Source organism: Reyranella sp. (assembly GCF_004297265.1).
Classification (GTDB): Bacteria; Pseudomonadota; Alphaproteobacteria; order Reyranellales; family Reyranellaceae; genus Reyranella.
On record NZ_SCUT01000030.1, the window covers coordinates 21,627 to 45,109 of the forward strand.

At 65.2% G+C, this 23,483-nt stretch carries 21 protein-coding genes and 1 riboswitch; of the genes, 7 read left to right on the plus strand and 14 right to left on the minus strand.

The genetic code is table 11. The annotated features are described in order from the left end of the window. Positions 1 to 113: 113 nt before the first annotated feature. On the plus strand, positions 114 to 1,274 hold the full coding sequence (gene argE, locus EPO41_RS13975) for an acetylornithine deacetylase (RefSeq protein WP_296326022.1): 1,161 nt from the start codon (positions 114 to 116) through the stop codon (positions 1,272 to 1,274). 22 nt (positions 1,275 to 1,296) lie between these two features. Here argE and EPO41_RS13980 read toward each other — a convergent pair whose 3' ends face one another. The 5 genes from EPO41_RS13980 to EPO41_RS14000 all read right to left on the minus strand — a co-directional run bounded on the left by EPO41_RS13980 (position 1,297) and on the right by EPO41_RS14000 (position 5,003). Then, positions 1,297 to 1,815 (minus strand): DNA starvation/stationary phase protection protein, encoded by a 519-nt coding sequence (locus tag EPO41_RS13980; RefSeq protein WP_296326024.1) that lies wholly within the window; start codon positions 1,813 to 1,815, stop codon positions 1,297 to 1,299. Positions 1,816 to 1,873: 58 nt separating this feature from the next. Continuing rightward, positions 1,874 to 2,176, minus strand: a complete 303-nt coding sequence (locus EPO41_RS13985; RefSeq protein WP_296326025.1) for a DUF3574 domain-containing protein — start codon at positions 2,174 to 2,176, stop codon at positions 1,874 to 1,876. A 120-nt stretch (positions 2,177 to 2,296) separates the two neighbouring features. After that, positions 2,297 to 2,923 (minus strand): glutathione binding-like protein, encoded by a 627-nt coding sequence (locus EPO41_RS13990; RefSeq protein ID WP_296326027.1) that lies wholly within the window; start codon positions 2,921 to 2,923, stop codon positions 2,297 to 2,299. A gap of 38 nt (positions 2,924 to 2,961) precedes the next feature. Further along, a complete protein-coding gene (locus EPO41_RS13995) occupies positions 2,962 to 3,642 on the minus strand; it encodes a DUF2076 domain-containing protein (RefSeq protein WP_296326029.1) in 681 nt (226 codons plus the stop codon). A 71-nt stretch (positions 3,643 to 3,713) separates the two neighbouring features. Beyond that, entirely contained in the window at positions 3,714 to 5,003 is a 1,290-nt protein-coding gene (locus EPO41_RS14000) for a serine hydrolase domain-containing protein (RefSeq protein ID WP_296326032.1), read from the minus strand. A 61-nt stretch (positions 5,004 to 5,064) separates the two neighbouring features. Continuing rightward, positions 5,065 to 5,267, plus strand: a riboswitch (cobalamin riboswitch). 78 nt (positions 5,268 to 5,345) lie between these two features. Between EPO41_RS14000 and EPO41_RS14005 the strand changes: the two genes are divergently transcribed. Further along, positions 5,346 to 7,136, plus strand: a complete 1,791-nt coding sequence (locus tag EPO41_RS14005) for a fatty acyl-AMP ligase (RefSeq protein WP_296326034.1) — start codon at positions 5,346 to 5,348, stop codon at positions 7,134 to 7,136. Between the two features lie 21 nt (positions 7,137 to 7,157). On the opposite strand, the gene EPO41_RS14010 is transcribed toward EPO41_RS14005, so the two are convergent. Further along, a complete protein-coding gene (locus EPO41_RS14010; protein ID WP_296326036.1) occupies positions 7,158 to 8,240 on the minus strand; it encodes a cyclase family protein in 1,083 nt (360 codons plus the stop codon). A gap of 113 nt (positions 8,241 to 8,353) precedes the next feature. Here EPO41_RS14010 and EPO41_RS14015 point away from each other — a divergent pair, with 113 nt between their 5' ends. Next, a complete protein-coding gene (locus EPO41_RS14015; RefSeq protein WP_296326038.1) occupies positions 8,354 to 9,397 on the plus strand; it encodes a GTP-binding protein in 1,044 nt (347 codons plus the stop codon). Here the strand turns inward: EPO41_RS14015 and EPO41_RS14020 are convergent. After that, on the minus strand, positions 9,394 to 10,020 hold the full coding sequence (locus EPO41_RS14020; protein ID WP_296326040.1) for a glutathione S-transferase family protein: 627 nt from the start codon (positions 10,018 to 10,020) through the stop codon (positions 9,394 to 9,396). The genes EPO41_RS14015 and EPO41_RS14020 overlap by 4 nt on opposite strands. A 76-nt stretch (positions 10,021 to 10,096) precedes the next feature. Here EPO41_RS14020 and EPO41_RS14025 point away from each other — a divergent pair, with 76 nt between their 5' ends. After that, on the plus strand, positions 10,097 to 10,849 hold the full coding sequence (locus EPO41_RS14025; RefSeq protein ID WP_296326042.1) for a VOC family protein: 753 nt from the start codon (positions 10,097 to 10,099) through the stop codon (positions 10,847 to 10,849). 9 nt (positions 10,850 to 10,858) lie between these two features. On the opposite strand, the gene EPO41_RS14030 is transcribed toward EPO41_RS14025, so the two are convergent. Beyond that, positions 10,859 to 11,908: an AraC family transcriptional regulator gene (locus EPO41_RS14030; protein WP_296326044.1), complete on the minus strand. Its 1,050-nt coding sequence runs from the start codon at positions 11,906 to 11,908 to the stop codon at positions 10,859 to 10,861. A gap of 73 nt (positions 11,909 to 11,981) precedes the next feature. Here EPO41_RS14030 and EPO41_RS14035 point away from each other — a divergent pair, with 73 nt between their 5' ends. Beyond that, entirely contained in the window at positions 11,982 to 13,100 is a 1,119-nt protein-coding gene (locus EPO41_RS14035) for an acyl-CoA dehydrogenase family protein (protein ID WP_296326046.1), read from the plus strand. Between the two features lie 15 nt (positions 13,101 to 13,115). On the opposite strand, the gene EPO41_RS14040 is transcribed toward EPO41_RS14035, so the two are convergent. Beyond that, positions 13,116 to 13,883, minus strand: a complete 768-nt coding sequence (locus tag EPO41_RS14040; RefSeq protein ID WP_296326048.1) for an N-acyl homoserine lactonase family protein — start codon at positions 13,881 to 13,883, stop codon at positions 13,116 to 13,118. A gap of 2 nt (positions 13,884 to 13,885) precedes the next feature. Continuing rightward, entirely contained in the window at positions 13,886 to 15,334 is a 1,449-nt protein-coding gene (gatB, locus tag EPO41_RS14045; RefSeq protein WP_296326050.1) for an Asp-tRNA(Asn)/Glu-tRNA(Gln) amidotransferase subunit GatB, read from the minus strand. Between the two features lie 196 nt (positions 15,335 to 15,530). On the opposite strand from gatB, the gene EPO41_RS14050 reads away from it, so the two are divergent. Both EPO41_RS14050 and EPO41_RS14055 read left to right on the plus strand, forming a co-directional pair. Next, complete coding sequence (locus tag EPO41_RS14050) at positions 15,531 to 16,004, plus strand: GNAT family N-acetyltransferase (protein WP_363246969.1); 474 nt, start codon at positions 15,531 to 15,533, stop codon at positions 16,002 to 16,004. 69 nt (positions 16,005 to 16,073) lie between these two features. Then, entirely contained in the window at positions 16,074 to 17,057 is a 984-nt protein-coding gene (locus EPO41_RS14055) for a tripartite tricarboxylate transporter substrate-binding protein (protein WP_296326052.1), read from the plus strand. Positions 17,058 to 17,191: 134 nt separating this feature from the next. Here EPO41_RS14055 and EPO41_RS14060 read toward each other — a convergent pair whose 3' ends face one another. The 4 genes from EPO41_RS14060 to EPO41_RS14075 all read right to left on the minus strand — a co-directional run bounded on the left by EPO41_RS14060 (position 17,192) and on the right by EPO41_RS14075 (position 23,424). Next, entirely contained in the window at positions 17,192 to 18,907 is a 1,716-nt protein-coding gene (locus EPO41_RS14060; protein ID WP_296326054.1) for an amidohydrolase family protein, read from the minus strand. 123 nt (positions 18,908 to 19,030) lie between these two features. After that, positions 19,031 to 20,503 carry an Asp-tRNA(Asn)/Glu-tRNA(Gln) amidotransferase subunit GatA gene (gene gatA / locus EPO41_RS14065; protein WP_296326055.1) on the minus strand — a complete coding sequence of 491 codons (1,473 nt, stop codon included), beginning with the start codon at positions 20,501 to 20,503 and terminating at the stop codon, positions 19,031 to 19,033. A gap of 3 nt (positions 20,504 to 20,506) precedes the next feature. Further along, positions 20,507 to 20,824, minus strand: a complete 318-nt coding sequence (gene gatC / locus EPO41_RS14070; protein WP_296326057.1) for an Asp-tRNA(Asn)/Glu-tRNA(Gln) amidotransferase subunit GatC — start codon at positions 20,822 to 20,824, stop codon at positions 20,507 to 20,509. A gap of 89 nt (positions 20,825 to 20,913) precedes the next feature. Further along, positions 20,914 to 23,424 carry a cation:proton antiporter gene (locus EPO41_RS14075; RefSeq protein ID WP_296326059.1) on the minus strand — a complete coding sequence of 837 codons (2,511 nt, stop codon included), beginning with the start codon at positions 23,422 to 23,424 and terminating at the stop codon, positions 20,914 to 20,916. Positions 23,425 to 23,483 lie beyond the last annotated feature (59 nt).

Genomic DNA, 23,483 nt, shown 5'->3' on the forward strand with positions numbered 1-23,483 from the left:
ACGGATGCCGGGCGGTTCTAGCGGCCGGCCCCGGAAGTGTCAAACGAGCCCGCAATTTCGCGAGGTTTTACAGGCTCTTGGCGCAGCGACCTGAAGCGTGCGACGGTGTCGCCATGACCTCCAGCTCCATCGACATGCTCCAGCGCCTGGTGGCGTTCGACACCACCTCGCGCAATTCCAACCTCGACCTGATCAAGCACATCCGGGCCTATCTGGACGAACACGGCATCCGGAGCACGCTGGTCCCCAATGAGGAAGGCACCAAGGCCAACCTTTTCGCCTCGATCGGCCCCGAGACCGAGGGCGGCATCGTCCTGTCGGGTCATACCGACGTCGTGCCGGTCGACGGTCAGCCTTGGGAAACAGATCCGTGGACGCTGACCGAGAAGGCCGACGGCAACCTCTACGGCCGCGGCACCTGCGACATGAAGGGCTTCATCGCTGCCTGCCTCGCCCATGTGCCCGCACTCAAGAAGGCGAAGCTCAAGGTGCCGATGCACTTCGCCTTCAGCTACGACGAGGAGATCGGCTGCCTGGGCGCGCATGCGCTGGCGGAGAAACTGGTCGGCAATGTGCCGCGCCCGCAGGCCGTGATCGTGGGCGAACCCACCATGATGGGCGTCGTCAACGCGCAGAATGCCGGCGGCGGCATCATCGCCACCTTCACCGGCGTCGAGGCGCACTCCTCGATGACGCATCTCGGCGTCAGCGCCATCCATTTCGCCGGCGACTTCATTCACTGGCTGAACGAGCTGCAGGTCGAACTGGCCGGCCGCAAGCGCACCGACATCGATACCGTTCCCGGCCACACCACGATCAACGTCGGCATCGTGACCGGCGGCACTGCGGGCAACATCCTCGCCCGCGAATGCACGCTGAACTGGGGCTACCGCACCCTGCCCGGCGACGATCCGTGGGAGGTGCAGCGGCGCGCCGAAGCCTATGTCGCCGAGCTGCTGCTGCCGAAGATGAAAGCCAAGCATCCCGACGCCGACATCAAGATGAAGCGCCGCTCCTTCGTGCCCGGCCTCATGCCGCAGGAGAACGAGGAAGCCGCCAAGCTTGCCTTGCAATGGACCGGCGGCAACCGCACCTACGCCGTGCCGTACGGCACCGAGGCCGGCATCTTCCGCAGCCACGGCATCCCGACCGTGATCTGCGGACCTGGCGACATCTCGCAGGCCCACCAGCCCAACGAGTTCGTAGCCCGGTCGCAGATGGATGCCTGCGACGCGTTCATCGGCAAGATGATCGGCTGGGCGGAGCGCCAATAGGCAGCCCGCTCAGCGCCTCGCCTCACCCTTCGGTGCGGCGCGTCGTCTCGAACAGGAACCAGACGCGCTTCTCGGTCTCGTCGATCCAGTTCTCGATGAGGCTGGCCGTCGCGATGTCGCCGTGCTCGTCGCAGAGTTCGTGGAGCGTGCGCATGTGGACGCAGAGCTGCTTGTTATCGTCGCGCAGCTCCGCAAGCATGTCGAGCGGCGTCACATACTCGGCATCGTTGTCGAGGATGCGCTGCAGCCGGGAGATATGGCCGATCGAACGCAGCGTCGTGCCACCGAGCTTGCGCACGCGCTCGGCGATCACGTCCGTCATTGCGTCGATCTCGGTCGCCTGCTCGTCGAGCAGAAGATGGTAATCGCGGAAATTCGGGCCCGACATGTGCCAGTGGAAGTTCTTGGTCTTCCAGTAGAGCGCAGCCACGTCTGCCAGCAGGATGTTTAGCCCGCCACTCAGATCTTTGGTGGCGTTCTCGCCGAGGTCGGTCGGGGTGGCGAGCGCGGCCTTCTTGCGATCTTTGACGTCCTTGCTCATGGGCTGATCCTCCTGAAAAGGGATTGTGCGCGAACTCTAGCGCGCCTCAGCGAATCCGTCAGCCTGCGCAGACCGGCTGCTCGACCCGGAACACCTCGTGCTGACCGAAGCGTCTCGTATAGGTATCCACGATCGAGACGACCTTCGGCCGATGGGCCGGCGCGTCGAAGACGACGACCACCACGAGCTTCGTGCGCTCGGCTCCGATGACACCCGCCGGATCGCGATGCTGGCCGCGCGCATCGATCACCGTGAGGCCAGCCGGAAATTGCGGTGTGATGGTGTCTTCCAGGAACGAAGCCCATTCCGCATCGGTCACCTGCCCGCCTGCCGGCTTGTTGCGGCCGAAGTAGAGGTTCACCTCAACGGCAGGCTTGAGAGGAGCGCCACAAACCGGCGACGTCCCCGGCTGCGCGCACGCGACGATAGTCGCGCAGAGCAAGACTGCCCCGAGCGCTCCACGACAGGATCTGCCGACCATCTAGTTCAGGTACGGAACGGCCATGCCCTTGGTAACGGCGGGGCGGGCGTTCACGATGTCGTACCAGCGCTTCACGTTTGGGAACTCGGCCAGATTCACAGTGTGCCATTCGTGACGCGCCGCCCACGGGAAGATCGACATATCGGCGATCGTGTACTCCTCGCCCGCCACGAAGGCGTTGCCGGAGAGCTGCTTGTCGAGCACGCCGTAGAGCCGCTTGGCCTCGTCGACGTAACGCTTGATGCCGTACTCGATCTTGGTCGGCGCGGCCCGCAGGAAGTGATGGGCCTGCCCGAGCATCGGGCCGAAGCCGCCCATCTGCCACATCAGCCACTGGAGCGAATCGTAGCGCTTGGCGCCATCGGCCGGCAGGAACTTCTTCGTCTTATCGGCCAGATAGATCAGGATCGCGCCTGACTCGAACAGACTGTACGGCTTGCCGCCCGGACCGTCGGGGTCGACGATGGCAGGAATCCGGTTGTTCGGGCTGATGCGCAGGAACTCGGGCTTGTGCTGTTCGCCCTTGGAGATGTCGATCTTGTGCACGCTGTAGGGCAGTTCGCACTCTTCGAGCATGATGGAAATCTTCCGGCCGTTCGGCGTGCCCCACGTATGAAGCTCGATCATCTCTTCATCCCCCAATATTACTGAAGTTAGAAGGCCGTTCAGGCCCAGCTATCGTCGTCCCCTGCACCGCCACCGTCATCAAGCGAGGCGGCTTCGTAGTCGTCCTGTCCCTGCTGACCATCGGCATAGGCTTGCTGCTGCACCGACGAATCGGGCGGCAACAATTCGGGCGGCGTCGCGTCCGGGGTTCCGCCGAACGCCTGCTGCTGCTGGCCGCCGAACGGCCCGGGATTGCTGCCCATCAGATTGCGGATGCCTTCGAACAGCAGCGCGCCGCCGGCCACGCCCGCAGCCGTCATCATGGCCGTGCGCAGGAAGCTCCCGCCCGCGGCCGGCTGTTGCTGCGGCGAGACGGCGGCCTGTAAGGGCGAGCGCGCGGACGGAACCATCGACGCCGCAGGCGCGGGAGCGGTGGATGTCTGAGGCGCCGATGCACGTGGCGCGCCCCACGGGCCGATCTTCGGCGCACTGGCCAGGAAACCGGCCTCCGGTTGCGCCGCGGCAGCGACCTTCGCCTCGAGTTCGGCGATGCGGTCCTGCGCGGCCTTGAGCGCCTGCTCCTGCACCAACACGGTCTGCACAAGCAGATAGGCTGAAGCGGGCTGCTTCGACGCTCGGTCCCAGATGAACTGTTCGACCTCACCATCGCGCGGCTGGGATTCGAACGGCTTCAGCCGGTCGAACAGACCCGAGATCAGATCGCGTTCCTGCTGTTGCATGACAAGCCTCCCGCCCGTTCACGTTGGCGCTCCGCCAACGTGGTTGTCCGTCGGCGGAGCGTCAAGGGCGGCTAGTTCACCATCGCCTGGTAGACGAGGTCGCGCATCAGGAAGCGGTAACGCAGCCGTGCCTGTGGCGACTGCATCATGAAAACGACATACAGGCGCTCGCGCGGATCGTGCCAGAAGTAGGTCCCGTAGGCGCCGCCCCAGAAATAGTCGTTGGGCGATCCGGGCAGCGGGTTGACGCCCTGCACGTTGCGAACCGCGAAGCCGAGGCCAAAGCCCTGCCCCATGTTGGCGCTGGGCTCCAGTGCCTCGAAGCGGAACATGTCGGCGCCCATCTTGATGTCCGGCGGCAGCGCGTCGGCCGTCATCAGGTCGATGGTCTTGCGCGAAATCAGGCGCACGCCGTCGAGCTGGCCGCCGTTGGCAAACATCTGCAGGAAGCGCGCATAGTCGGCCGCCGTGGAGACCATGCCGCCGCCGCCCGAGCGCCAGGTGAACTTCTCGGTGACGTCCGGGATCGCCGGCACTTCGTTCTTCGGCCCCTCCTTCATCGGCTTGGCGCCACGCGCCTTCTTGTCGGCGCTGGCTTCGAACGCCGTATCGCCCATCTTGAGCGGCTTGGTGATGCGCTCCTCGATGAACTTATCGAGCGGCATGCCGGAGGCGACCTCGACGACGCGGCCGAGCACGTCCGTCGACATCGAATATTCCCACGTCGTGCCCGGCTGGTAGAGCAGCGCCAACTTGGCCAACTTGTCGGCCATCTCGGCATTGGTCTGGCTGCGATCCGCGACCTTCATGTCCAGATACGACTGCTTGACCGGATTGGCGCCGGCAGCGCCGTAGGTCAGGCCCGACGTATGGCGCATCAGGTCGTGCACCGTCATCGGACGGTACTGCGGCTCGAGCACCATCTCGACCGTGCCGTCGTCCTTCTTTTTCGGCACCGCGACCTTGGTATCGGCGAAGGCCGGTATGTACATCGACACCCGATCAGCCAGGGTGAGCTTGCCCTCCTCCATCAGCATCATCGCGGCCAGGGTGACGATCGGCTTGGTCATCGAGGCGATGCGGAAGATTGTGTCGTTGGTCATCGCGACCTTGGCTTCCTTGTCGCGGAAGCCGTAGGATTCGAACATCACGATCTTGCCGTTGCGCGCGATCAGGACGACCGCACCAGGCAGCTCGTTGTTCTTTACCCCTTCATTGAGGCGGTCGCTGAGACGCTTCAGCCGGGTCGACAGAAATCCCACTTCCTCCGGGGATTGTACCTTGGGAATTCCCTGTGCGGCGGCGGGCCAGGCCAGCGCGACGCCAAGTGCGGCCGCAAGGGCCGTCCGAATCATCGACATTTTGCAGTCTCCTCCCGAAGTTTGGATCATCAAAGCAATTGACCGGCGGCAAGCGCAAGCTTAACGAATGCATATCGACGGTCCTCCCTAACCGGAGGCTAACAGGGAATGCCGTGCCGCTCCCTTTTGGGAGCCAATCGGCAGCTGTACCCGCAGCTGTAAGCGGCGAGCGAGAGCCCATATGTCACTGGACTTCGGTCTGGGAAGACGGGCAGGAGCTACGACCCGCGAGCCAGAAGACCTGCCGGCGATAGCGTCGCTCTTCCGATGGACGGGATGATCCAACGGGACGGTCAACCGAGCGGTGACGCGCTTTGTGCGAACCGTTTGGGAGATCGTCCGATGACGTCGATCCGTGGAATCCTGCCTGCGCCCGTTTCCGATGCCCGACCTGCCGAAAGGCATTCCGGCCATCTGCACCGTTATGCGTCCACCCTGCTTTCGACTTCCGACCGCTGGGTGGCCGAACCGACCCCGACCCTCAATGTCTCGCTGCCCTTCCGCCGCGGCAGCTTCGCGAGCCTGGCCGAGGCGCTGGACTATGCCGCCCGCGGCGAGACTGGCCTCAACTTCTTCGATGCGCGCGGCCAACTGCTGAGCAGCCTCTCGTACCGGCGGCTCCGCTTCGAGGCGCAGTCCTTCGCCCGTCGCCTGATCTCCGCCGGCTTCGGAGCCGGCGAGCGGCTGGTCATCGTAGCGGATACCTGGCCGGGCTTCTGCGTCGCCTTCTTCGGCTGCCAGTATGCCGGCGTGGTGCCCGTGCCCGTGCCCGTCCCGGTCGGCCTGGGCGCCAAGGCGCACTACATCTTCCAGCTCCGCCGGCAGATCCTCTCTTCGCAGGCGCTGGGCATTCTTGCGCCGGACGAGCTGATCGACTTTGCGCGGAGCGCCGCCGAGGACACCACTGCTCGCCATGCCGGCGGCATGGCCGTGTTCGACGCCTTCCCCGAGGCCAAGGTCGATCTGCGGCCGCTCGGCGCGGGCTTGCCCTGCTACGTGCAGTTCTCCTCGGGCAGTACCCGCGCGCCGCTCGGTGTCGACATACGCCAGGACCAGCTCATGGCGAACATCGACGGATCGATCACGGCGCAGGGCTTGGACGAATATGACTCCGGCGTGAGCTGGCTGCCGCTCTACCACGACATGGGCCTGATCGGGTTCGTCCTGGCGCCGATGTGCGCGCAGCGCAGTGTCGACCTGCTGGCGCCGCGCGACTTCGCGCGGCGGCCGATGCAGTGGCTCTCCCTGATCTCGCGCCGCCGGGCGACCATCACCTACAGTCCGAGTTTCGGCTACGACCTGCTCACCCGCCGGGCGCAGACCGGACCGGTGGGCGAGCTCGACCTGTCGTGCGTGCGGCTGGCCGGTGTCGGCGCCGACATGATTCAGCTTCCCGTGCTGCGGCGCTTTGCCGACGCCTTCCAGGCCGCAGGCTTCGACGAGCGCGCCTTCATGCCGAGCTACGGCATGGCGGAGGTATGCGTCGGACTGAGCTTCAGCGCGCCGTTCGGCGGGGCCAGGACCGACAGCTTCACCGATCCGCAGTCCGGCCGAACCCGCGAGTTCGTGATCTGCGGCAGGGTGATGGCCGGACACACCGTCGAGATCCGTGCCGAGGACGGCACGCCGCTGGGCGAACGCCATATCGGGCGGCTGTTCGTCCGAGGGCCCAGCGTCATGCCGGGCTATTTCCAGAAGAACGACGAAAGCGCGGGCGTGCTGCGCGACGGCTGGCTGGACACCGGCGATCTCGGCTACTGGCACAAGGGCGAGCTGGTGATCACGGGCCGCGCAAAGGACCTGATCATCGTGAACGGCCGCAACATCTGGCCGCAGGACATCGAATGGGCCGTCGAAGCGCTGCCGCAGGTCGGACGCGGTGACGCCTGCGCCTTCTCGATCGACAACGGCGACGCCGAGAGCGTCGTGGTCATCGTCCAGGCCTATCCCAGCGAGCCGGCAGAGCGTGAGACGCTGGTCGGTGACATACGGCAGGCGGTCAAGGAAGCCGTGGGTGTCGACGGCCGGGTCGTCCTGATCAAGCGGCAACCCGGGCTGCCCCGTACCTCATCCGGCAAGCTGAGCCGCGCGCACGCCAGGTCGAAGTTCGCCGCCGGCGACTATTCGACCTGACATGCGCCGCCCTCTCCCCGATCAGGTCACCGCGATGGGGCCGCCATTCGATCCCGTCGCGCCCCTGATGGGTGCAGGCGAGAAGATGTAGGCGAACTGGTATTTGCGGTCGGCGATGAGTCCCGTGAAGTCCAGGTTCTCGTGATTGAAGATGCCGTTCTTCGCGATCAGCTCGGCATGCACCGGAAAGGCCAGGTCCTTGTTGGGATTGGGGACGACCTCGGTTCCCCAGGTGTCGGCGCCGGTGAGCGCGATGCCCTTGTCGATGAACCATTTGGCGGCCTCCAGCCCGATGCCCGGTTCGCCGCCGTTGAACTTGTCGTTGTTCTTCATCCAGAGCTTGCCCCAGCCGGTATTGAAGAACACGGCATCGCCTTCCTTGATGTCGGCTTCCTGCATGTTCTGCTTCTGCAGCGCGGCCTTGAGGTCGGCAACGGTGATCTCCTGGCCGGCCTCCATCATGGCGCCCTTGACGGCCTCGACGTCGAACAGATGGCCTCGCGTGAAGAAGGGCTTCACGTTCTCGATGCCGAGCTTCTTCATACCGTAGGCGGTGTTCATTTCCTGATCGGTGACCCCGTTGTAGTAGCGCATTTCGTTCTTGTCGCCGTCCTTGCCCATCTGGATGCCGATATGGGCCAAGCCGTCGAACTGGGTTCCAGTCTGACCGATCTCCGTCGTCAGGAACTCGTCGTTGTAGATCAGCCTGTTGGTGCCGAACGGGCCGCCGGTCGGGCTGCCGGGAATGCGCAAGGTGAAGGCGCGTTCGCCGAACTTCGGCATGGAGGATTCATAGATGCGGCCGATACGATAGACCTTGCCGTCCTTGATCAGCTTCACCGTGTCGAGGACCTTGGCCGGCGTCATGTAGTTCGAGGCGCCAGCCTGGTCGTCCTTGCCCCACTTCGGATGCGGCCACCAGGCCTTGTCGGTCAGCGCGGGCGCTTGCGCGACCTGCTGTGCATGCGCGACGCCAGCCACCACCGTGCCGGCGACGACGGCGCCGCCTATCAGCCCCGCCGTCAGGAACGAGCGGCGGTCCTCGTCTATTCCCGGCTGCGGCTGCTTGAGGTGTTCCTTGTCCTGAAGATATCTCGAGTCCATGGACGCTCCTCCTTTTATTGTTGATCTGCGAAGCGTCATACCCGCAGGTTGCATCGTCAAGCGGAAGCGGCATCGTTACTTTGTTACATATGCGTATGTGAAGGTGTCACGCGATGAGCCTGTTCGATCCCGACAAGTCAGCCGAGCGCCTGCCGGTGACGCTGATCACCGGCTTCCTCGGCAGCGGCAAGACCACCCTGCTCAACCGTGTACTCGGCGACCCGCGCATGGCCCGTAGCCTGGTGCTGGTGAACGAATTCGGTGAAGTCGGCCTCGACCATCTGTTCATGGAGCAGGTCGGGAGCGACATGGTGCTGCTGCAGTCGGGTTGCGTCTGCTGCACCATCCAGGGCGACCTGGACAACACCCTGCGCGACATCGCGCGTCGCCGCGCAAAGGACGAGATTCCACCCTTCGACCGGGTGCTTCTGGAGACGACGGGCCTTGCCGATCCCGCGCCGATCCTGCAGCTCCTGCTCAATCACCCGATGATCAGCCACGATTTCCGGCTCGACGGCGTCGTGACGACCGTCGATGCCGTGAACGGCACACGCCAGCTCGACGAGCATCCCGAGGCGCTGAAGCAGGCGGCCGTCGCCGACCGGCTGCTGATCAGCAAGACCGACCTCGCCGAAATCGCCGCCAGCGCCGGATTACGCGCGCGCCTGGGCGAGCTGAACCCAGGCGCATCGCTCTACGAGATCGTCCAGGGAGACATCGACCCGGCCCTGCTGTTCGACTCGGGCCCTTTCGATCCGTCGGGCAAGAGCGACAAGGTGCAGGCATGGCTCAATCCCGAAGCTCACGACCACGTGCACCGCGATCATCACGACCGCTCACGGCACAATGCACACATCGCCTCGTTCTGCCTCACCTTCGAGGCGCCGCTCGACTGGGACCTCTTCAATCGCTGGCTGATGGCCGTGCGCGCCGCCTGGGGGGACAGGCTACTGCGCGTGAAGGGTGTGCTAGACGTCGTCGGAGAAAGCCGGCCCCTGGTGATCCACGGCGTTCACCGCACCTTTCATCCCCCCACTCTGCTCACCGCCTGGCCCGACGAAGACCACCGGTCCCGGCTGGTGTTCATCACCCGGGACCTCGACCGCGCCGCGGTCGAGGCAAGCTGGGCGGAGATGCACGAAGCCGTTCTGCCCTAGGCGGCGTCCTGCTTGGGCAGGACGTCCTCGTACTTCTTGAAGCCAGGAAGCTCTTCGACCCGGGCCATCCACGCCTTCACGCTGGGATAGGGGGTGAGATCGATCGCACCCTCTTCGGCGTAGGCCACGTCGCCATAGACCGCGACATCGGCGATGGTCACCTCGCTACCGACCAGGAAGTCCGACTTGGCCAACGCCGTCTCGAGCACCTTGAGCGCATCGGTCGCCTGGTTCACGTACATCTGATGGACGTTGTCGTCGGCCTTCATGAAGCCGCGCTTGATCGCGCGCGGGCGATAGATGTTGGACGCCAGTCGGTCGAACTCCCAGAACAGCCACTCGCGCACGCGCGCCTTCTCCTCCGGCGTCTTGCCGCCCATCTTGCCGAACTTGTCGGCGAGATAGAGCAGGATCGAGCCCGACTGGCAGAGCTTGAGGTCGCCGTCGACCAGTGCCGGCACCTGCCCGAAGCGGTTGATGGCGAGGTAGTCCGGCTGCTTGTGCGCCCCAGCCCGCAGGTCAACATGCTTGTAGGCGAAGGGCTGCCCCATCAGCGAGAGGGCAAGTCCCACCTTGTAGGTCGGGCCGCTCAGCCAAATGCCGTAAAGCGTCATCTTGGACATAAATCCATTCCTCCAGTGATTCAGGCCCCGCAGCATCGCACTTGAGCGAGGTGGGGGTAAGCCTATATGAGCGGGCATGAAAATTTCAGCACGCGACATCGACCATCTTTCCGTGACCGCTTCCGATCCGGCGGATATCGCCAACCGGCTGGGCCGGCTGGGCTTCAATCTCACGCCCGAAGGCGTCGAGCCGCGTTGCATCTGCTTCCAACCGGATCGCGACGACATCCCGAACTATATCGAGCTGCTGCAGGACGATCCGGCGCAGGTTTCACTCGCACTGAACGTGGCGGAGCTCGAGGGAGAGGAGCGCACGCATGCCTGGGAAACCGAGGACGGCTTCGAGGTCGATGCCGGCGTCGTGGTGGGCGAGAGCGCAGGCCCCCTGCCCTGGTTCCCGGTGAAGCACGAGACGCCGGACGCCTTCATGGAGCCGGAATGGATCGTACATCCCAATGGCGCGCTGGGCATGATGGCCGTTCATGCCATCGCCGAGACGCCAAAGGAGACAGCCAAGGCGCTGAAGGCCGCCTGGGGCGCCACGGTCGAGGAGATCTTCGACGGCTGTACCGTCGTGAAGGCGGGTTCGGTCGAGCTGCTGATCTGGTCCCCGCTCGCCTTCCAGCTCGAATACAAGGCGCTCGAGATGATGCCACCGAGCGAGCTGCCGGCGGTCATCGGCGCCGCCATCGCCATCGAGCGCGCGCGTCCGCTTCAGGGCCTGCTCAGCGCCAACAACGTGCCCTTCGCCCTGGCCGAGGGTGATCGGGTCCTGGTCGCGCCGGAGCAAACCGGCGGCCTGATGATCGAGTTCATCCCGCAAAACTGACGCGGGTATTCAGGCGCTCGGGGGAATCAGCGGCGATTTGAACTGCAACGGCATGTGCCGGGGGCTGTCGCCGCCGCCTCTCCGCCAGCGGCCCGGCGTCATCCCGGTCTCGCGCTTGAACGCACGATTGAAGGCCGCCTCGGACTCGTAGCCGATGTCGCTGGCGATTCGGGCGATGCCGTCCTGGCTGTTGCGCAGCCGATCGGCCGCGAGCTGAATGCGCCACCCCGTGAGATACTCGATCGGCGGCTTGCCGAGCAGCTGATTGAAGCGCTCGCCGAGCACGGTGCGTGACGATCCTGCCTCGCGCGCCAGGATTTCCGCCGTCCAGTCCCGCGCCGGCGCACCGTGGAGGAGCTGCAGCGCCCGCCCGACCACGGGATCGTTCAGTGCGCCCAGCAAGCCCTTGCTGCCGGCCGGCAGCCGTTCGACATGACGACGCAGCATCTCGACGAACAGCATTTCCATCATCCGTCCGAGCGCAAGCTCCGCGCCGCGGTCGAGCAATTCGACCCTGGCCAGCAGATCGGAGATGACGGAGGCGATGCCCGAGCCGATCGCGTCATCGTGGGCCCGTTCGATCAGCACTTCCGGTAGCGACCGGAACATGGGCGAGAACATCATCTCGGCCGATTCGATGAAGCCGCAGACGAAACGTGTCTCTGTGCCGCCGCCGCCATGGCTGAACGTCCATACGCCCTCCTTCGGATCGCGCGTGACGATGGTTGACGCCGGCACGAGTTTCGGCGAGTCGCCGCGCCACAGCTTGTGCTCGGCAGCGTAGGGTAACAGCACAAGGTCGCCGGCCTCGAGTGCCCGGCGCTCGCCACCGGCCGTCTCGATCATGCAACCGCCGGACGCGATCAGATGAAAGACGCTGACGTGACGCAGATGCGCCATCGGAATCGACGCATCGTAGCGCTGCGGCGACAGGACGCCGAATGGCTCGGTGAAGCTCGCCTTGAGGAAGATGGCGCCCGTCAGCCTTACCGCGCGCAACATGTCGGCCAGCACCACTGCGGCCGGCGTCTCGGCAAAGGAAGGCGGCGTTGCAGACATTGTGTGATTTTCCCGCAAGGAAGATACATCGCCTCGTCGAATTGTGAAGGAGGCAAAAATGTCCGTACAGACTTTGCACAAGCTCGCCCCGATGAATTGGACAAACGAGCTTGTGAAAATCGCACCCCGGATCGCCGAGGAAGGCCGCGCTTGCGACGCGGAGAAACGCTATGTCGGCGCCAATATTGCCCTGCTTCGGGAGCATGGGTTTCTAGAGCTGGCAGTCCCGCTGGAACTCGGCGGCGGCGGCCTTTCGCGTCTGGAACTGGCGGCCATGCTTCGCACAGTTGCGCATCATTGCAGCGCCACCGCCCTGGTACTGGCCATGCATACCCATACCGTCGCGGCCGCAACCTGGCGCTGGCACAACCAGAAAGCTCCGGTCGATGGCCTGCTGAAGCGCGTCGCCGCAGAGCGCCTCCAGCTCCTTTCATCCGGCGGTTCGGACTGGCTCACGGGCTCCGGTACCGCGGAAAAGGTCGATGGCGGCTACAAGGTCAACGGCCGGAAGATCTTCGCCAGCGGCGCTCCCTCGGCCGACCTCTTCATGACCGGCGCGGTCGAGGAAACGGCGGACGGCCCGACGGCCTTGCAGTTCGGCATTCCGGTAAGGAGCACCGGCATCTCCATCGTCGAGAACTGGGATACGCTCGGCATGCGTGGTACCGCCTCGCACAGCGTGAAGCTCGACGAGGTGTTTGTGGCGGATGCCGCGATCGCCGCGCGCCGCCCCAGCGGCCTCTGGCATCCCTCGTTCCATCTGATCTCGATGGTCGCGTTCCCGCTGATCTACGCGGTCTACACCGGCATCGCCGAGGCGGCGCGAGACATCGCCCTCACGATGGCCAGCCGCAAGCGTTCCGCAGATGTCGTCGACGCCGTGGGTCGTATGGACACGGAGCTGACCGCCACGCGCATCGCGCACCGGAGCATGATCGCCTTTGCCGAGACCTCGCCTCCGGGCGCGGAGACCACGAACACGATCTTTATGCATCGAGCGCTGGTTGCCCGCAGCGCGATCAAGACGGTCGAGCTGGCGATGATCGCGGCCGGTGGCGAGGGCTACTTCCGCAGCACCGGCCTGGAGCGTCTGTTCCGCGACATCCAGGCCGCGCGCTTCCATCCGCTGCAGGATGGCCCGCAGCAGAAGCTGGCCGGTCGCGTGGCGCTGGGCCTGCCGATCGACGGTTGAGGTCTTGGACGTGCTTCAGAACGCCGGAACCGGCGCCTGGGGCACGTCCTTCCAGAACTCGGGATCATGCCCGAAGAACAGGCGCGCGCCGCCTCTCTCCAGCACTTCGAGGCGGTCGAGCGAGGCCAGCATCTGGTCGCGATCGTAGACGAAGCGCGGCAGGCGGCGCTCGCGCAGGGTCCGGCAGAAGTAGCAGGCATCGCCGGTGATCACGATCTCGCCTGCTTCGGTGCGAACCTTCAGCGACTGATGGCCCGGCGTGTGGCCGTAGGTCGGGATGCAGACCACGGAGCCGTCGCCGAAGAGGTCGTGCTCGCCCTCGACTTGCTTCACCTTATGGCCATGGTCGAAGTCGGCGCGAAAGAAGCCGACCTTGGCGGCTGTCTCCGGATCCTGCGCCGCTTCCCATTCGCGCTTCTGCACGACCATCGTCGCATTGGGCACCAGCTCGTTGCCTCCGGCGTGGTCGAAATGCAGGTGGCTGTTCACGATGAAGTCGACCTTGCCTGGATCGCGGTCGATCGATTCCAGCCGTGACTTGATATCATCCTCGGGACCGTACTGCTCGAAGCCGAAGATCCGCGCGACCTGCGCGCCCATGCGGCCGGCCGCGTCGGTGCGGCATTGCGGGTGCATGCCGGTGTCGAACACCGCCCGGCCCTTGGGATGTTCGATCAGGTAGGATGGAATGGGCAGCGCAACCTGCCCGTCCTCGCCCTCGATCATGTCCTTGAGGCGGCCGACCAACCGGCCACAGGTCATGGCGTAGAGCTTGACGGTCATGGTCAGGCGTCGAGCGCTTTCTTCAGCAGCTCGTTCACGACCTTCGGGTTGGCCTTGCCGCCGGTCGACTTCATCACCTGGCCGACGAACCAGCCGAACAGCGTGGGCTTGGCCTTGTAAGCGGTGACCTGTCCCGGATTGGCGTCGATCACCGCCTTGATGGCGGCCTCGATGGCGCCGGTATCCGTCACCTGCTTCAGGCCGCGTTCCTCGACCAGGACGGCCGGATCCTTGCCCGTCTCCTCCATGGCGGCGAACAGATCCTTGGCGATGCGGCCTGAGATCGTGCCGTCGGCCTGCAGGTCGAGCAGCTTGCCGAGGTTGGCGGCGCTGATCGGCGAGGTCTCGAAGGTGGCGCCGCGCCGGTTCAGCATGGCGAAGAAATCGCCAGTCACCAGGTTGGCCGCCTGCTTGGCGTCGCGCCCCTTGGCGACGGCTTCGAAGAACTCGGCCGTCGCCTTCTCGGCCGTCAGCACGCCCGCATCATAGGGTGAGAGGCCGAAATCCTTGATGTAGCGGTTCTTCCGCGCATCCGGCAGCTCCGGCAGGGTCGCGCGGATCTGGTCGACATAATCCTGCGTGAAGATCAGCGGCAGCAGGTCGGGATCGGGGAAGTAGCGATAGTCCTGCGCATCTTCCTTCGAACGCGACGAACGCGTCTCGCCGCGCCCCGGATCGAAGTTCCGGGTTTCCTGCTTGATCTTGCCGCCACCTTCGATCACCTCGACCTGGCGGCGCGCCTCGTACTCGATCGCCTGCTTCACGAAGCGGATCGAGTTCACGTTCTTGATCTCGCAGCGCGTGCCCAGCTCGCCGCCTGGCCTGCGCACCGACACGTTGACGTCACAGCGCATGGAGCCCTCGTCCATGTTGCCGTCGCAGGTGCCGAGATAGCGCACGATCGAGCGTAGCTTGGTGAGATACGCCGCTGCCTCGTCGGCGGAGCGCATGTCGGGCTTGCTGACGATCTCCATCAGTGCCACCCCCGAGCGATTCAGGTCGACATAGGTCTGGCTGGGATGCTGGTCGTGCAGGCTCTTGCCCGCATCCTGCTCCAGATGCAGCCGCTCGATGCCGATGGTGCGCGTCTTGCCGTCCGGCAGATCGATCTCGACCGCACCCTCTCCCACGATCGGATCCTTGTACTGGGAGATCTGGTAGCCTTGCGGCAGGTCCTGATAGAAGTAATTCTTCCGGTCGAAGATGGAGCGCAGGTTGATCTTCGCGTTGAGACCGAGGCCGGTCCGGATCGCCTGCTCCACGCAGCGCTCGTTGATCACGGGCAGCATGCCGGGCATGGCGGCATCGACCAGCGACACCTGGGTGTTGGGGTCGGCCCCGAACGTCGTCGGCGCGCCGGAGAAGAGCTTGGCGTCGGAGATCACCTGGGCATGGACTTCCAACCCCAGGACGATCTCCCACTCGCCGGTTTCACCTTTGATGAGCGACATGACCGGTAAATAGCCAATGCCGCCCAGCTTGGCAAAAAAATCGATCCGTGCCCTGCTGTCCCGGAATTGGGGCCCCCGCGCGCCAGGAACTGATCCGCCGAGGTGCTAGGATGTCGAAACTCATCGAAGGTGCAGGGCTGGTGCGTTGCAAAGACAAGGATCCGGACGGCAATCTCCTATGTGTCTCCGACCGCCAGTGACGATTGAAATACGCGAGGCGGCGGAGGCCGATGCGGCTCAGGGCTGCGAGGTCATGCAGCGGTCCATCCGCGAACTCTGCTTCGCCGACCACCAGGGCAAGGCCGAAATCCTGGCCCGCTGGCTCGCCAACAAGCATCCCGATGCCTTCAAGGGATGGCTCACCCAGCCGGGCAATTCCCTCATGGTCGCCGTGGAGGACGGAGCGGTGCTCGCCGTCGGCGCCGTCACCGACCGCGGTGAGATCACCCTGAACTATGTCTCACCCGACGCCCGTTTCCGCGGCATCAGTCGGACCCTCCTCGCCGAACTGGAAAGGCGCGCAGCCGAACGCGGCAATACGATCTGCACGCTGACAAGCACGGCAACGGCGCGGAGCTTCTATCTCGCGAACGGCTATGCGGAAACAGGTCCAGCGCGCCACAATTTCGGCACAACATCGGGCTTTCCGATGCGGAAGATGCTGAAGTAAAAGCGTGGATAAGGGGCGGTCGCCGTCGGCGCCGCCCAAAACAAGACGTATCCGCAGGGAGGATTCTAGATGACGACCTTCAATCGCCGTACGCTGCTCGTCGGCACTGCCGCCGCGGCGCTGGGCGCACCCGGCCTCGCTCGTGCCCAGGGTGCGGCCGACTGGCCCAAGGGGGCCCTCAAGATCATCGTACCCTTCCCGCCCGGCGGCTCGACCGACCCGGTGGCGCGCATCATCCAGGCCAAGATGATCGAGAATACGGGCTGGAACATCCTCGTCGACAACAAGCCGGGCGGCACCGGGGCGGTCGGCTCGGCGATCGCCGCCAAGGCGGCCCCCGACGGCCAGACCTGGATGCTGACCTTCGACAGCCACATCCTGAACCCTGCCTTTGCGACCGGCCTGCCCTACAAGGATTCCGAACTCTTCAACGTCATGCTGATCGGCCGCACGCCGCAGGCGATCTGCGCGCATCCCGACCGGCCCTACAAGACCTTCGCCGAGGTCATCACCGACGCCAAGGCGCGGCCGGGCAAGGTCAATGTCGGTGTGCTCGGCGCCAGCCAGGCGCTTGTGCTGATGACACTGATCAAGAAAGAGAATGGCGTCGACCTCAACCTGATTCCCTACAAGGGCGGCGGGCCGCTCAACCAGGACATCCTGGCGGGCGTCACCGACGTCGCCATCGGCAGCCTGACCTCCTTCAGCCCGCACGTTCGCGCCAACAAGGTGCGCGCGCTGGCCGTCACCGGTGAGAAGCGCACGCCGGCGTTGCCCGATACATCCACCCTCATCGAGCAGGGTGTGAAGAGCTTCCCCTCCTACTCCTGGTGGGGCGTCTACGCGCCGGCCGGCACCCCGCGCCCGATCGTCGACCGCATGCATGCGGAGATCAAGAAGGCGGTCCTGGCGCCCGACGTGACGCAGAAGTTCGTCGACCAGTTCAACATGGAGATCCTGACGACCTCGCCCGAGGAGTTCGCCGCCTACCAGAAGAGCGAACAGGAGCGCTGGTTCAAGGTCATCAAGGACAACGACATCAAGGGGGACTAGTCACCCTCGACGATCGAGCCTTGCTTCCCCCGTCAACGGGGGAAGTGCCCTCGTCTTACGAGGGCGATGGGGTCATGACCCCTCCGCCCCTGCGGGGCACCTCCCCATTTGAATGGGGAGGTATCCGTCCTTCTCTAGGCTCGCGCGCCGCGGACCAAGCGGCCGGGCAGCGTGCCGGTCGCCTCGCCGTCACGATACGTGACCTGCCCCGACACGACGGTCGCGCGGTAGCCGGTTGCCCGCTGCAGCAGGCGCTTGCCACCCGCCGGCAGGTCCCACTTCATGATGGGAGCCTCGACACGCAGCCTGTCGAAGTCGATGACGTTGAGATCGGCCTTCTTGCCGACCGCCACGACGCCGCGATCGCCGAGGCCGACGGCCTTGGCATTGTCCTGCGTATGACGCTTCACCAGCCACGATACGTCGAGCCGGCCCTGCTTGCGGTCGCGGCCCCAGTGCTGCAGCAGGTAGGTCGGATAGGAGCCGTCGGAGATCAGGCCGACATGCGCGCCGCCGTCGCCGAGGCCGATCAGCGTGTGCGGGCTCTGCATCATCTCGCTGCAGCAGTCGAGATTGTAGGCGGCGTAGTTGGCGAACGGCGCGAAGATGAAGTTTCTGCCCTCGCCCTCGATCAGATAGTCGTAGATCAGTTCGCGCGGATCGCGGCCCTCGCGCGCGGCGCGGGCACCGAACGAGGTCTCCTGCGGCGGCTCGTAGTTGGGCGGATCTCCCAGCGGGAACATCCGATCGAAGTCGGTGAGGCGCTGCGCCATCTCCGAACGCAGCGGCTCGTGGCTCTCCTTCAGGATGCGGGCGCGGAAGGCCGGATCGCGCATGATCGCCAGCCGCTCCTCGACCGACTTGTTCTGGATCTCCTTGTAGGCGGCGCACATCGAGAACGGGATGCGGCTCGCCTGCAAGCCCTGCAGCACCCCGATCGGCCGCGGCGCCACCTGCGCCTTGGCACTGTGGCCCTTGGCGACCAGCCCCTCGACCAGGCCGAGCAGGCGGCGCCAGCCGTCGGGCCGCGAATGTCGCTGCGCCAGCGACACGGAGAAGGGCCGGCCGGATGCCGTCAGCAGCCGGTCCAGCATCTCGAACTCGCTCTCCGGGTTGGGCGTGTTGAAGTCGGAGATGAACTCGATGACGCCGCGGCCCGCATCCTTCATGCCGAGCGCGATGCCGAGCAGTTCCGCCTCGGAGGCGCGCAGCGACGGCGTCGGATCGCCCTTCACCGTGCGATGGTTTAGCGTGCGCGAGGTCGAGAAGCCCAGTGCGCCGTCGCGCATCGCCTGCGCCGTCAGCGCGCGCATCTGCGCCACCTCCTCCGACGTCGCTTCCTCCAGTCGAGCGGCACGCTCGCCCATCACGAAGACGCGCAGCGCGCCATGCGGCAGCTGGGCACCCAGATCCATGTCGCGGGGCTTGGCATCGAGCGCATCGAGATACTGGCCGAACGATTCCCACGACCAGTTGAGGCCCTCGTCGAGCGCAGCGCCGGGAATGTCCTCGACACCTTCCATCAGCTCGATCAGGCGCTGCCGATCCTCGATCTTCACCGGCGCAAAGCCCACGCCGCAATTGCCCATCACGGCCGTGGTGACGCCGTGCCAGCTCGAGGGCTGCAGGTAGGAATCCCAGGTGGCCTGGCCGTCATAGTGAGTATGGATGTCGACGAAGCCGGGCGTGATGAGCATGCCCTTTGCGTCGATCTCTTCCCGGCCCTGTCCGCTGACCTTGCCGACAGCGGCGATCCTGCCGTCCTTCATCGCGACGTCGGCTTCACGAATCGCCGCGCCCGTGCCGTCCGCAAGGTTGCCGCCACGCACTACGAGATCGAAGTCCGCCATGTTCGTTTACTCCCGGGGTTGCCGGAATTTTACGCCTTCGGGATGGATGCGTCTCCTGGGCAGCTTCTGGCCGAACTGCAGGACGAGCGCATCATTTCGCGAGACGACGCAAAACGGTGGGCATCAGTACCCCGCCGCGCGACCGCCGAACGCGGCCGCCTTCTCCAACGCCGCGGCGGCGCGCAACAGCGTCTCTTCGTCGAAGGAACGGCCGATGAGCTGCAGGCCGAGCGGCAGCCCGTCCTTGTCGAGACTCACTGGCACCGAGATGCCTGGGAGGCCGGCCATCGACGCCGGAATCGTGAACATGTCGTTGAGGTACATGGTCACCGGATCATCCATCTTGTCGCCCGCCGCGAAGGCGGCCGTCGGCGCGGTCGGCGTCAGCAACACGTCGCACGTCTCGAACGCCTGCTTGAAATCGCGCGCGATCAGCGCCCGGATCTGCTGTGCCTTCTTGTAGTAGGCGTCGTAGTAGCCGGCCGAGAGCACGTAGGTGCCGATCAGGATGCGTCGGCGGGTTTCCTTGCCGAAGCCTGCGCCGCGGGTGTTCTCGTACAGCTCGGTCAGGTCCTTGCCCGGCACGCGAAGGCCGAAGCGCACACCATCATAGCGCGCCAGGTTGGACGAGCATTCCGCCGGCGCCACGATGTAATAGGCCGGCAGCGCGTACTTGGTGTGCGGCAGCGAGACCTCTACCGGCTCGGCGCCGGCCGCCTTCAGCATCTCCATACCTTTGGACCACAGTGTCACGATCTCCTCGGACGTGCCGTCGACCCGATACTCCTTGGGGATGCCTACTTTCATGCCCCGGATGTCGGGATTGCGCGCCGCGGCAGTGAAATCCGGCACCGGCAGCGGCGCCGACGTCGAATCCTTCGGATCGTGGCCCGACATGACTCGCAGCAGCAGCGCCGTATCCTCGACCGTGCGGGCGAAAGGCCCGGGCTGGTCGAGCGAGCTCGCGAAGGCTACGACGCCCCAGCGCGAGCAGCGGCCATAGGTGGGCTTCAGCCCGACGATACCGCAGAAAGCCGCCGGCTGGCGGATCGAGCCGCCGGTATCCGTTCCCGTGCTGCCGGGCACCATGTAGGCGGCGACGGCCGCCGCTGAGCCACCGGAGGAGCCGCCCGGCACCAGCTTGCGGTTGTCGCCCCGGCGCTTCCATGGATTCTCGACGCCACCGAAATGGCTGGTCATGTTCGAGGAGCCCATGGCGAACTCGTCGAGGTTGGTCTTGCCGACCATCACCGCACCCGACCTCCAAAGGTTTGCCGTCACCGTGCTCTCGTATTGCGGCACGAACCCCTCGAGGATCTTCGATGCGGCTGTCGTCTGGACACCCTCCGTGCAGAACAGATCCTTGATCGCGAGCGGCACGCCCTCGAGCAGGCCGGCCTCACCCTTCGCCAAGCGCGCGTCGGAGGCTCTGGCCATCTCGCGCGCCTTGTCAGGCGTCTCGGTGATGAAGGCGTTGAGCGTGCGATGCTCGTCGAGCTTCGCGAGGTGCGCGTCGGCCACCTCGACGGCGCTCGCTTCCTTTTTGGCCAGTGCCGACGTGAGCTGGGCGATGGTGAGATCGGTAAGAGCCGCCATCGTCTACTCCACCACCTTCGGCACGCTAAAGAAGCCACCGGCATTCTTGTCGGCGGGGTCGATATACACCGCGCCACCCGGCGCGTTGGCCAGCACCCTGGCGGCGATACCGCCGTCGGTGACCTTGTCGGCGCGCATCGGAAGCGTGACGTCGGACACCGACGACATCGGCTCGACATTGTTGGTGTCGACTTCGTTCAACTGCTCGATCCAGGCAAAAATGCCCGAAAGCTCGCCGGCCAGCGGCGCCAACTCCTCCTCAGGAACCTTCAGACGGGCCAGCCGCGCGATGCGCGCCACGGTCTCCTTGTCGAGCGACATTCCAGCACTCCAAAACGCCCGGAAACAAAGCAGTATTCGCGGTTGGTAGCCGGTTTGCCCTGCAGGAGCAACCGACCAGGACGAACCGACTAGGACGCCGCCTTGGCTTCGTTCTCCGCGATGCGGCGGGCCGCGACCGCTTCAACTTCCTGACGCACGTCGGGCCGGCGCGCGAGGATCTTGTTGAAGTCCCGTTTTTCGAGGACGAGCAGATGGCAGTAGCCGTTGGCGATGACGTCGGCATTTCGCGGCTGCGACGTAAGAAGCCCCATCTCGCCGAAGAAATCACCCTCCTTCAGCGTCACCTGGAGGTTGCGCACGTGCACGACCACCTCGCCCGCGGCGACGAAGTACATGGCATCGGACGGTCCGCCGACCCGAATGATCTTCTCACCCGGGAAGGCAACCAGGGCGCGAAGGCGCTTGCCGACCTGAACGATGGTCTCCCGGTCGAGCGCCGCGAACAGCGACACGCGACCGATCATGGCCTGCAGTTCGAGGCCAAGGTCGAGCGGCGGGCGCTGGCTCACGGCGCCGCGCCGTTCGGCGAGTTGATCCCGGAGATCGTTGTAGACTTCTCTGCTGATGATGCCCTCGTGCAGCCGGCGGACATACTCTGCCGCCTCGAAACGAATCGCGGCCCGCTCGAGCTGTCGCTGCTGCACCGACTCCGAGTAACCGGGATACTGCAGCGAGAGCGCCCGGAGCGCGCCCTCCACGCCCAGTTGACGGGTACTTATCAGGCTAGCGAGGCGCTCCTCGGCGTCGTGTTCCAGGAGGTCGGCGATCGAGTTCGCGTTGAACACAGCGAGCTCACTCAACACGCTGAGCGACACCATCAGGATCTCGAAACGGTCGGCCAGCCGGTCGGTCAGCATACGCTCGAAGCCGAAGCGCCGATGCAGCCAGAGCGCGACGCGGAAGCCGTAGTTGGGCTTCGAAATCTCCTCGAGCCACTCCTCGTAGCCCTGAACCCCCTTGTCGCGGACCGTGTCGATCAAGCGGTCCGCACTTGCCGCCAGGATGGCCACCATGCGGCGTGACAGGATCTGCTGCTGGAACTGGTCCAGATAGAGTTCCTTCTCGCGTGTGCAGAGTGTCACCAGGCCGATCTTGACGCGCTCCTCGAGATCCAGCGCCAGGTCCGGCGGCACCGGCTCGACGGCAGGATCGCCTGCCGAGGCCGGATCGACGGCGAACCCGTCGGTGCGTTCATTGTGCTGGCGGATGATCTGCCGGAGATGCCGCTCGACATTGATGCGCGAGAGGGCAAGCACCCGGTCGCGCAAGGCCAGTTCGAGGCGGCTGAGCTTGTCGAGGCCGAACAGATGCATCACGAGCCCGAGGGTCGTTGCATTCACGAACAGGGTGAAGAGCACGAACAGGACGGCTGAAATGGCGATGAAGTCGCGGGTGGCCTCGGGGAGCCGCTCGTTGCCCGCGGCGACCATGGCCAGCACGATCGTCACCGCGCCACGCAGGCCACCCCATACCAGGATTGCCTTGTAGCGGCGGTTCACCGGCTGGACGAGCTTGAAGGTTTCGAGGACCGGCAGCATGCCGAATACGACCAGCGCTCGCGCCGAGAAGGCGCCAACCGCGACGGCCGCGACGCCCCAAGCATAGAGCCAAGTGATCTTCAGCAATACGTCGGCCGCCAGCATCGAAGCCAACACGAAGATGAGGCAGTTCGCCCAGAATTCGAGCTGGGCCCAGACCTGGCGCAGCGCCGTCCATTGCCGCGGATGGAGATGCGTCGGCCCGTAGGCCGCCACGGTGAGCGCGGCCATGACGACCGAGACGACGCCGGAAACGTGGATATAACGGTCGGCGATGATGAAGCAGAGATAGGTGAGACTTACCGTGACCGAGGCAATCGCGGCGTCGGACTCGCCCAACCGCGGCAGGATCATGATGGCCACCCGCGCCATGGCAAAGCCCAGCACCAGACCGCCGACGAACTCGCGCAGGAACACGCCCACGGCCGCCGTTGGATCCGCGGGCATGGCGGAATCGCCAGATGCGCGCGCCACCAGAATGCCCATGAAAAGGCCGAAGGCCGCGATCGCCACCGCGTCATTGAGCAGCGACTCTCCCTCGGCCAGGATCGACAGCCGCTTGGGGGCGCCAACGTCGCGGAAAATGCCGATGACCGCCGCCGGATCCGTCGTCGAGACGACAGCACCCAGCAGGAGGCAGATCACGATATCGATGCCGGTCGCAAAATGCACCACGCCTGCAACACAGGCGATGCAGACCAGCACCGCGACAACGGCCAGCAGGAGGACAGCGTGGATCTCGTCCATCAGGCGCCGCACGTCGATCGTCAGACCAGCTGTGAACAGCAGCGGTGGGAGGAAAAGCGGCAGAAACACCTCGGTCCCGACTTCGAGCTTGTCGAGGCCGACGAAAGCGTCGGAAAGGACTCCGAGGTGAATGCCACGGCTGATGATCCACGACCCGAGAAAGCCCATGCCCATGCCGGCAATCGCCAGCAGCACGGTGTGCGGCAGGCGGAATCGCTCGGCGAGGGGCACCAGCACACTTACGACGGTGAGGACGATCGCAATCGCCAGCAGGGCATAAAGAGTATCTGTCACCTTGTCCGAGCACCTTTCCGTCAGGCCGTGTCGACCCGGTCCGCTGCACACCTTATAAC

Bases quoted from the DNA above. Each gene is read 5' to 3' on its own strand.
- argE (WP_296326022.1), top strand. From the start codon at position 114: ATGACCTCCAGCTCCATCGACATGCTCCAGCGCCTGGTGGCGTTCGAC.
- EPO41_RS13980 (WP_296326024.1), bottom strand. From the start codon at position 1,815: ATGAGCAAGGACGTCAAAGATCGCAAGAAGGCCGCGCTCGCCACCCCG.
- EPO41_RS13990 (WP_296326027.1), bottom strand. From the start codon at position 2,923: ATGATCGAGCTTCATACGTGGGGCACGCCGAACGGCCGGAAGATTTCC.
- EPO41_RS13995 (WP_296326029.1), bottom strand. From the start codon at position 3,642: ATGCAACAGCAGGAACGCGATCTGATCTCGGGTCTGTTCGACCGGCTG.
- EPO41_RS14000 (WP_296326032.1), bottom strand. From the start codon at position 5,003: ATGTCGATGATTCGGACGGCCCTTGCGGCCGCACTTGGCGTCGCGCTG.
- EPO41_RS14005 (WP_296326034.1), top strand. From the start codon at position 5,346: ATGACGTCGATCCGTGGAATCCTGCCTGCGCCCGTTTCCGATGCCCGA.
- EPO41_RS14010 (WP_296326036.1), bottom strand. From the start codon at position 8,240: ATGGACTCGAGATATCTTCAGGACAAGGAACACCTCAAGCAGCCGCAG.
- EPO41_RS14015 (WP_296326038.1), top strand. From the start codon at position 8,354: ATGAGCCTGTTCGATCCCGACAAGTCAGCCGAGCGCCTGCCGGTGACG.
- EPO41_RS14020 (WP_296326040.1), bottom strand. From the start codon at position 10,020: ATGTCCAAGATGACGCTTTACGGCATTTGGCTGAGCGGCCCGACCTAC.
- EPO41_RS14025 (WP_296326042.1), top strand. From the start codon at position 10,097: ATGAAAATTTCAGCACGCGACATCGACCATCTTTCCGTGACCGCTTCC.
- EPO41_RS14030 (WP_296326044.1), bottom strand. From the start codon at position 11,908: ATGTCTGCAACGCCGCCTTCCTTTGCCGAGACGCCGGCCGCAGTGGTG.
- EPO41_RS14040 (WP_296326048.1), bottom strand. From the start codon at position 13,883: ATGACCGTCAAGCTCTACGCCATGACCTGTGGCCGGTTGGTCGGCCGC.
- gatB (WP_296326050.1), bottom strand. From the start codon at position 15,334: ATGTCGCTCATCAAAGGTGAAACCGGCGAGTGGGAGATCGTCCTGGGG.
- EPO41_RS14055 (WP_296326052.1), top strand. From the start codon at position 16,074: ATGACGACCTTCAATCGCCGTACGCTGCTCGTCGGCACTGCCGCCGCG.
- EPO41_RS14060 (WP_296326054.1), bottom strand. From the start codon at position 18,907: ATGGCGGACTTCGATCTCGTAGTGCGTGGCGGCAACCTTGCGGACGGC.
- gatA (WP_296326055.1), bottom strand. From the start codon at position 20,503: ATGGCGGCTCTTACCGATCTCACCATCGCCCAGCTCACGTCGGCACTG.
- gatC (WP_296326057.1), bottom strand. From the start codon at position 20,824: ATGTCGCTCGACAAGGAGACCGTGGCGCGCATCGCGCGGCTGGCCCGT.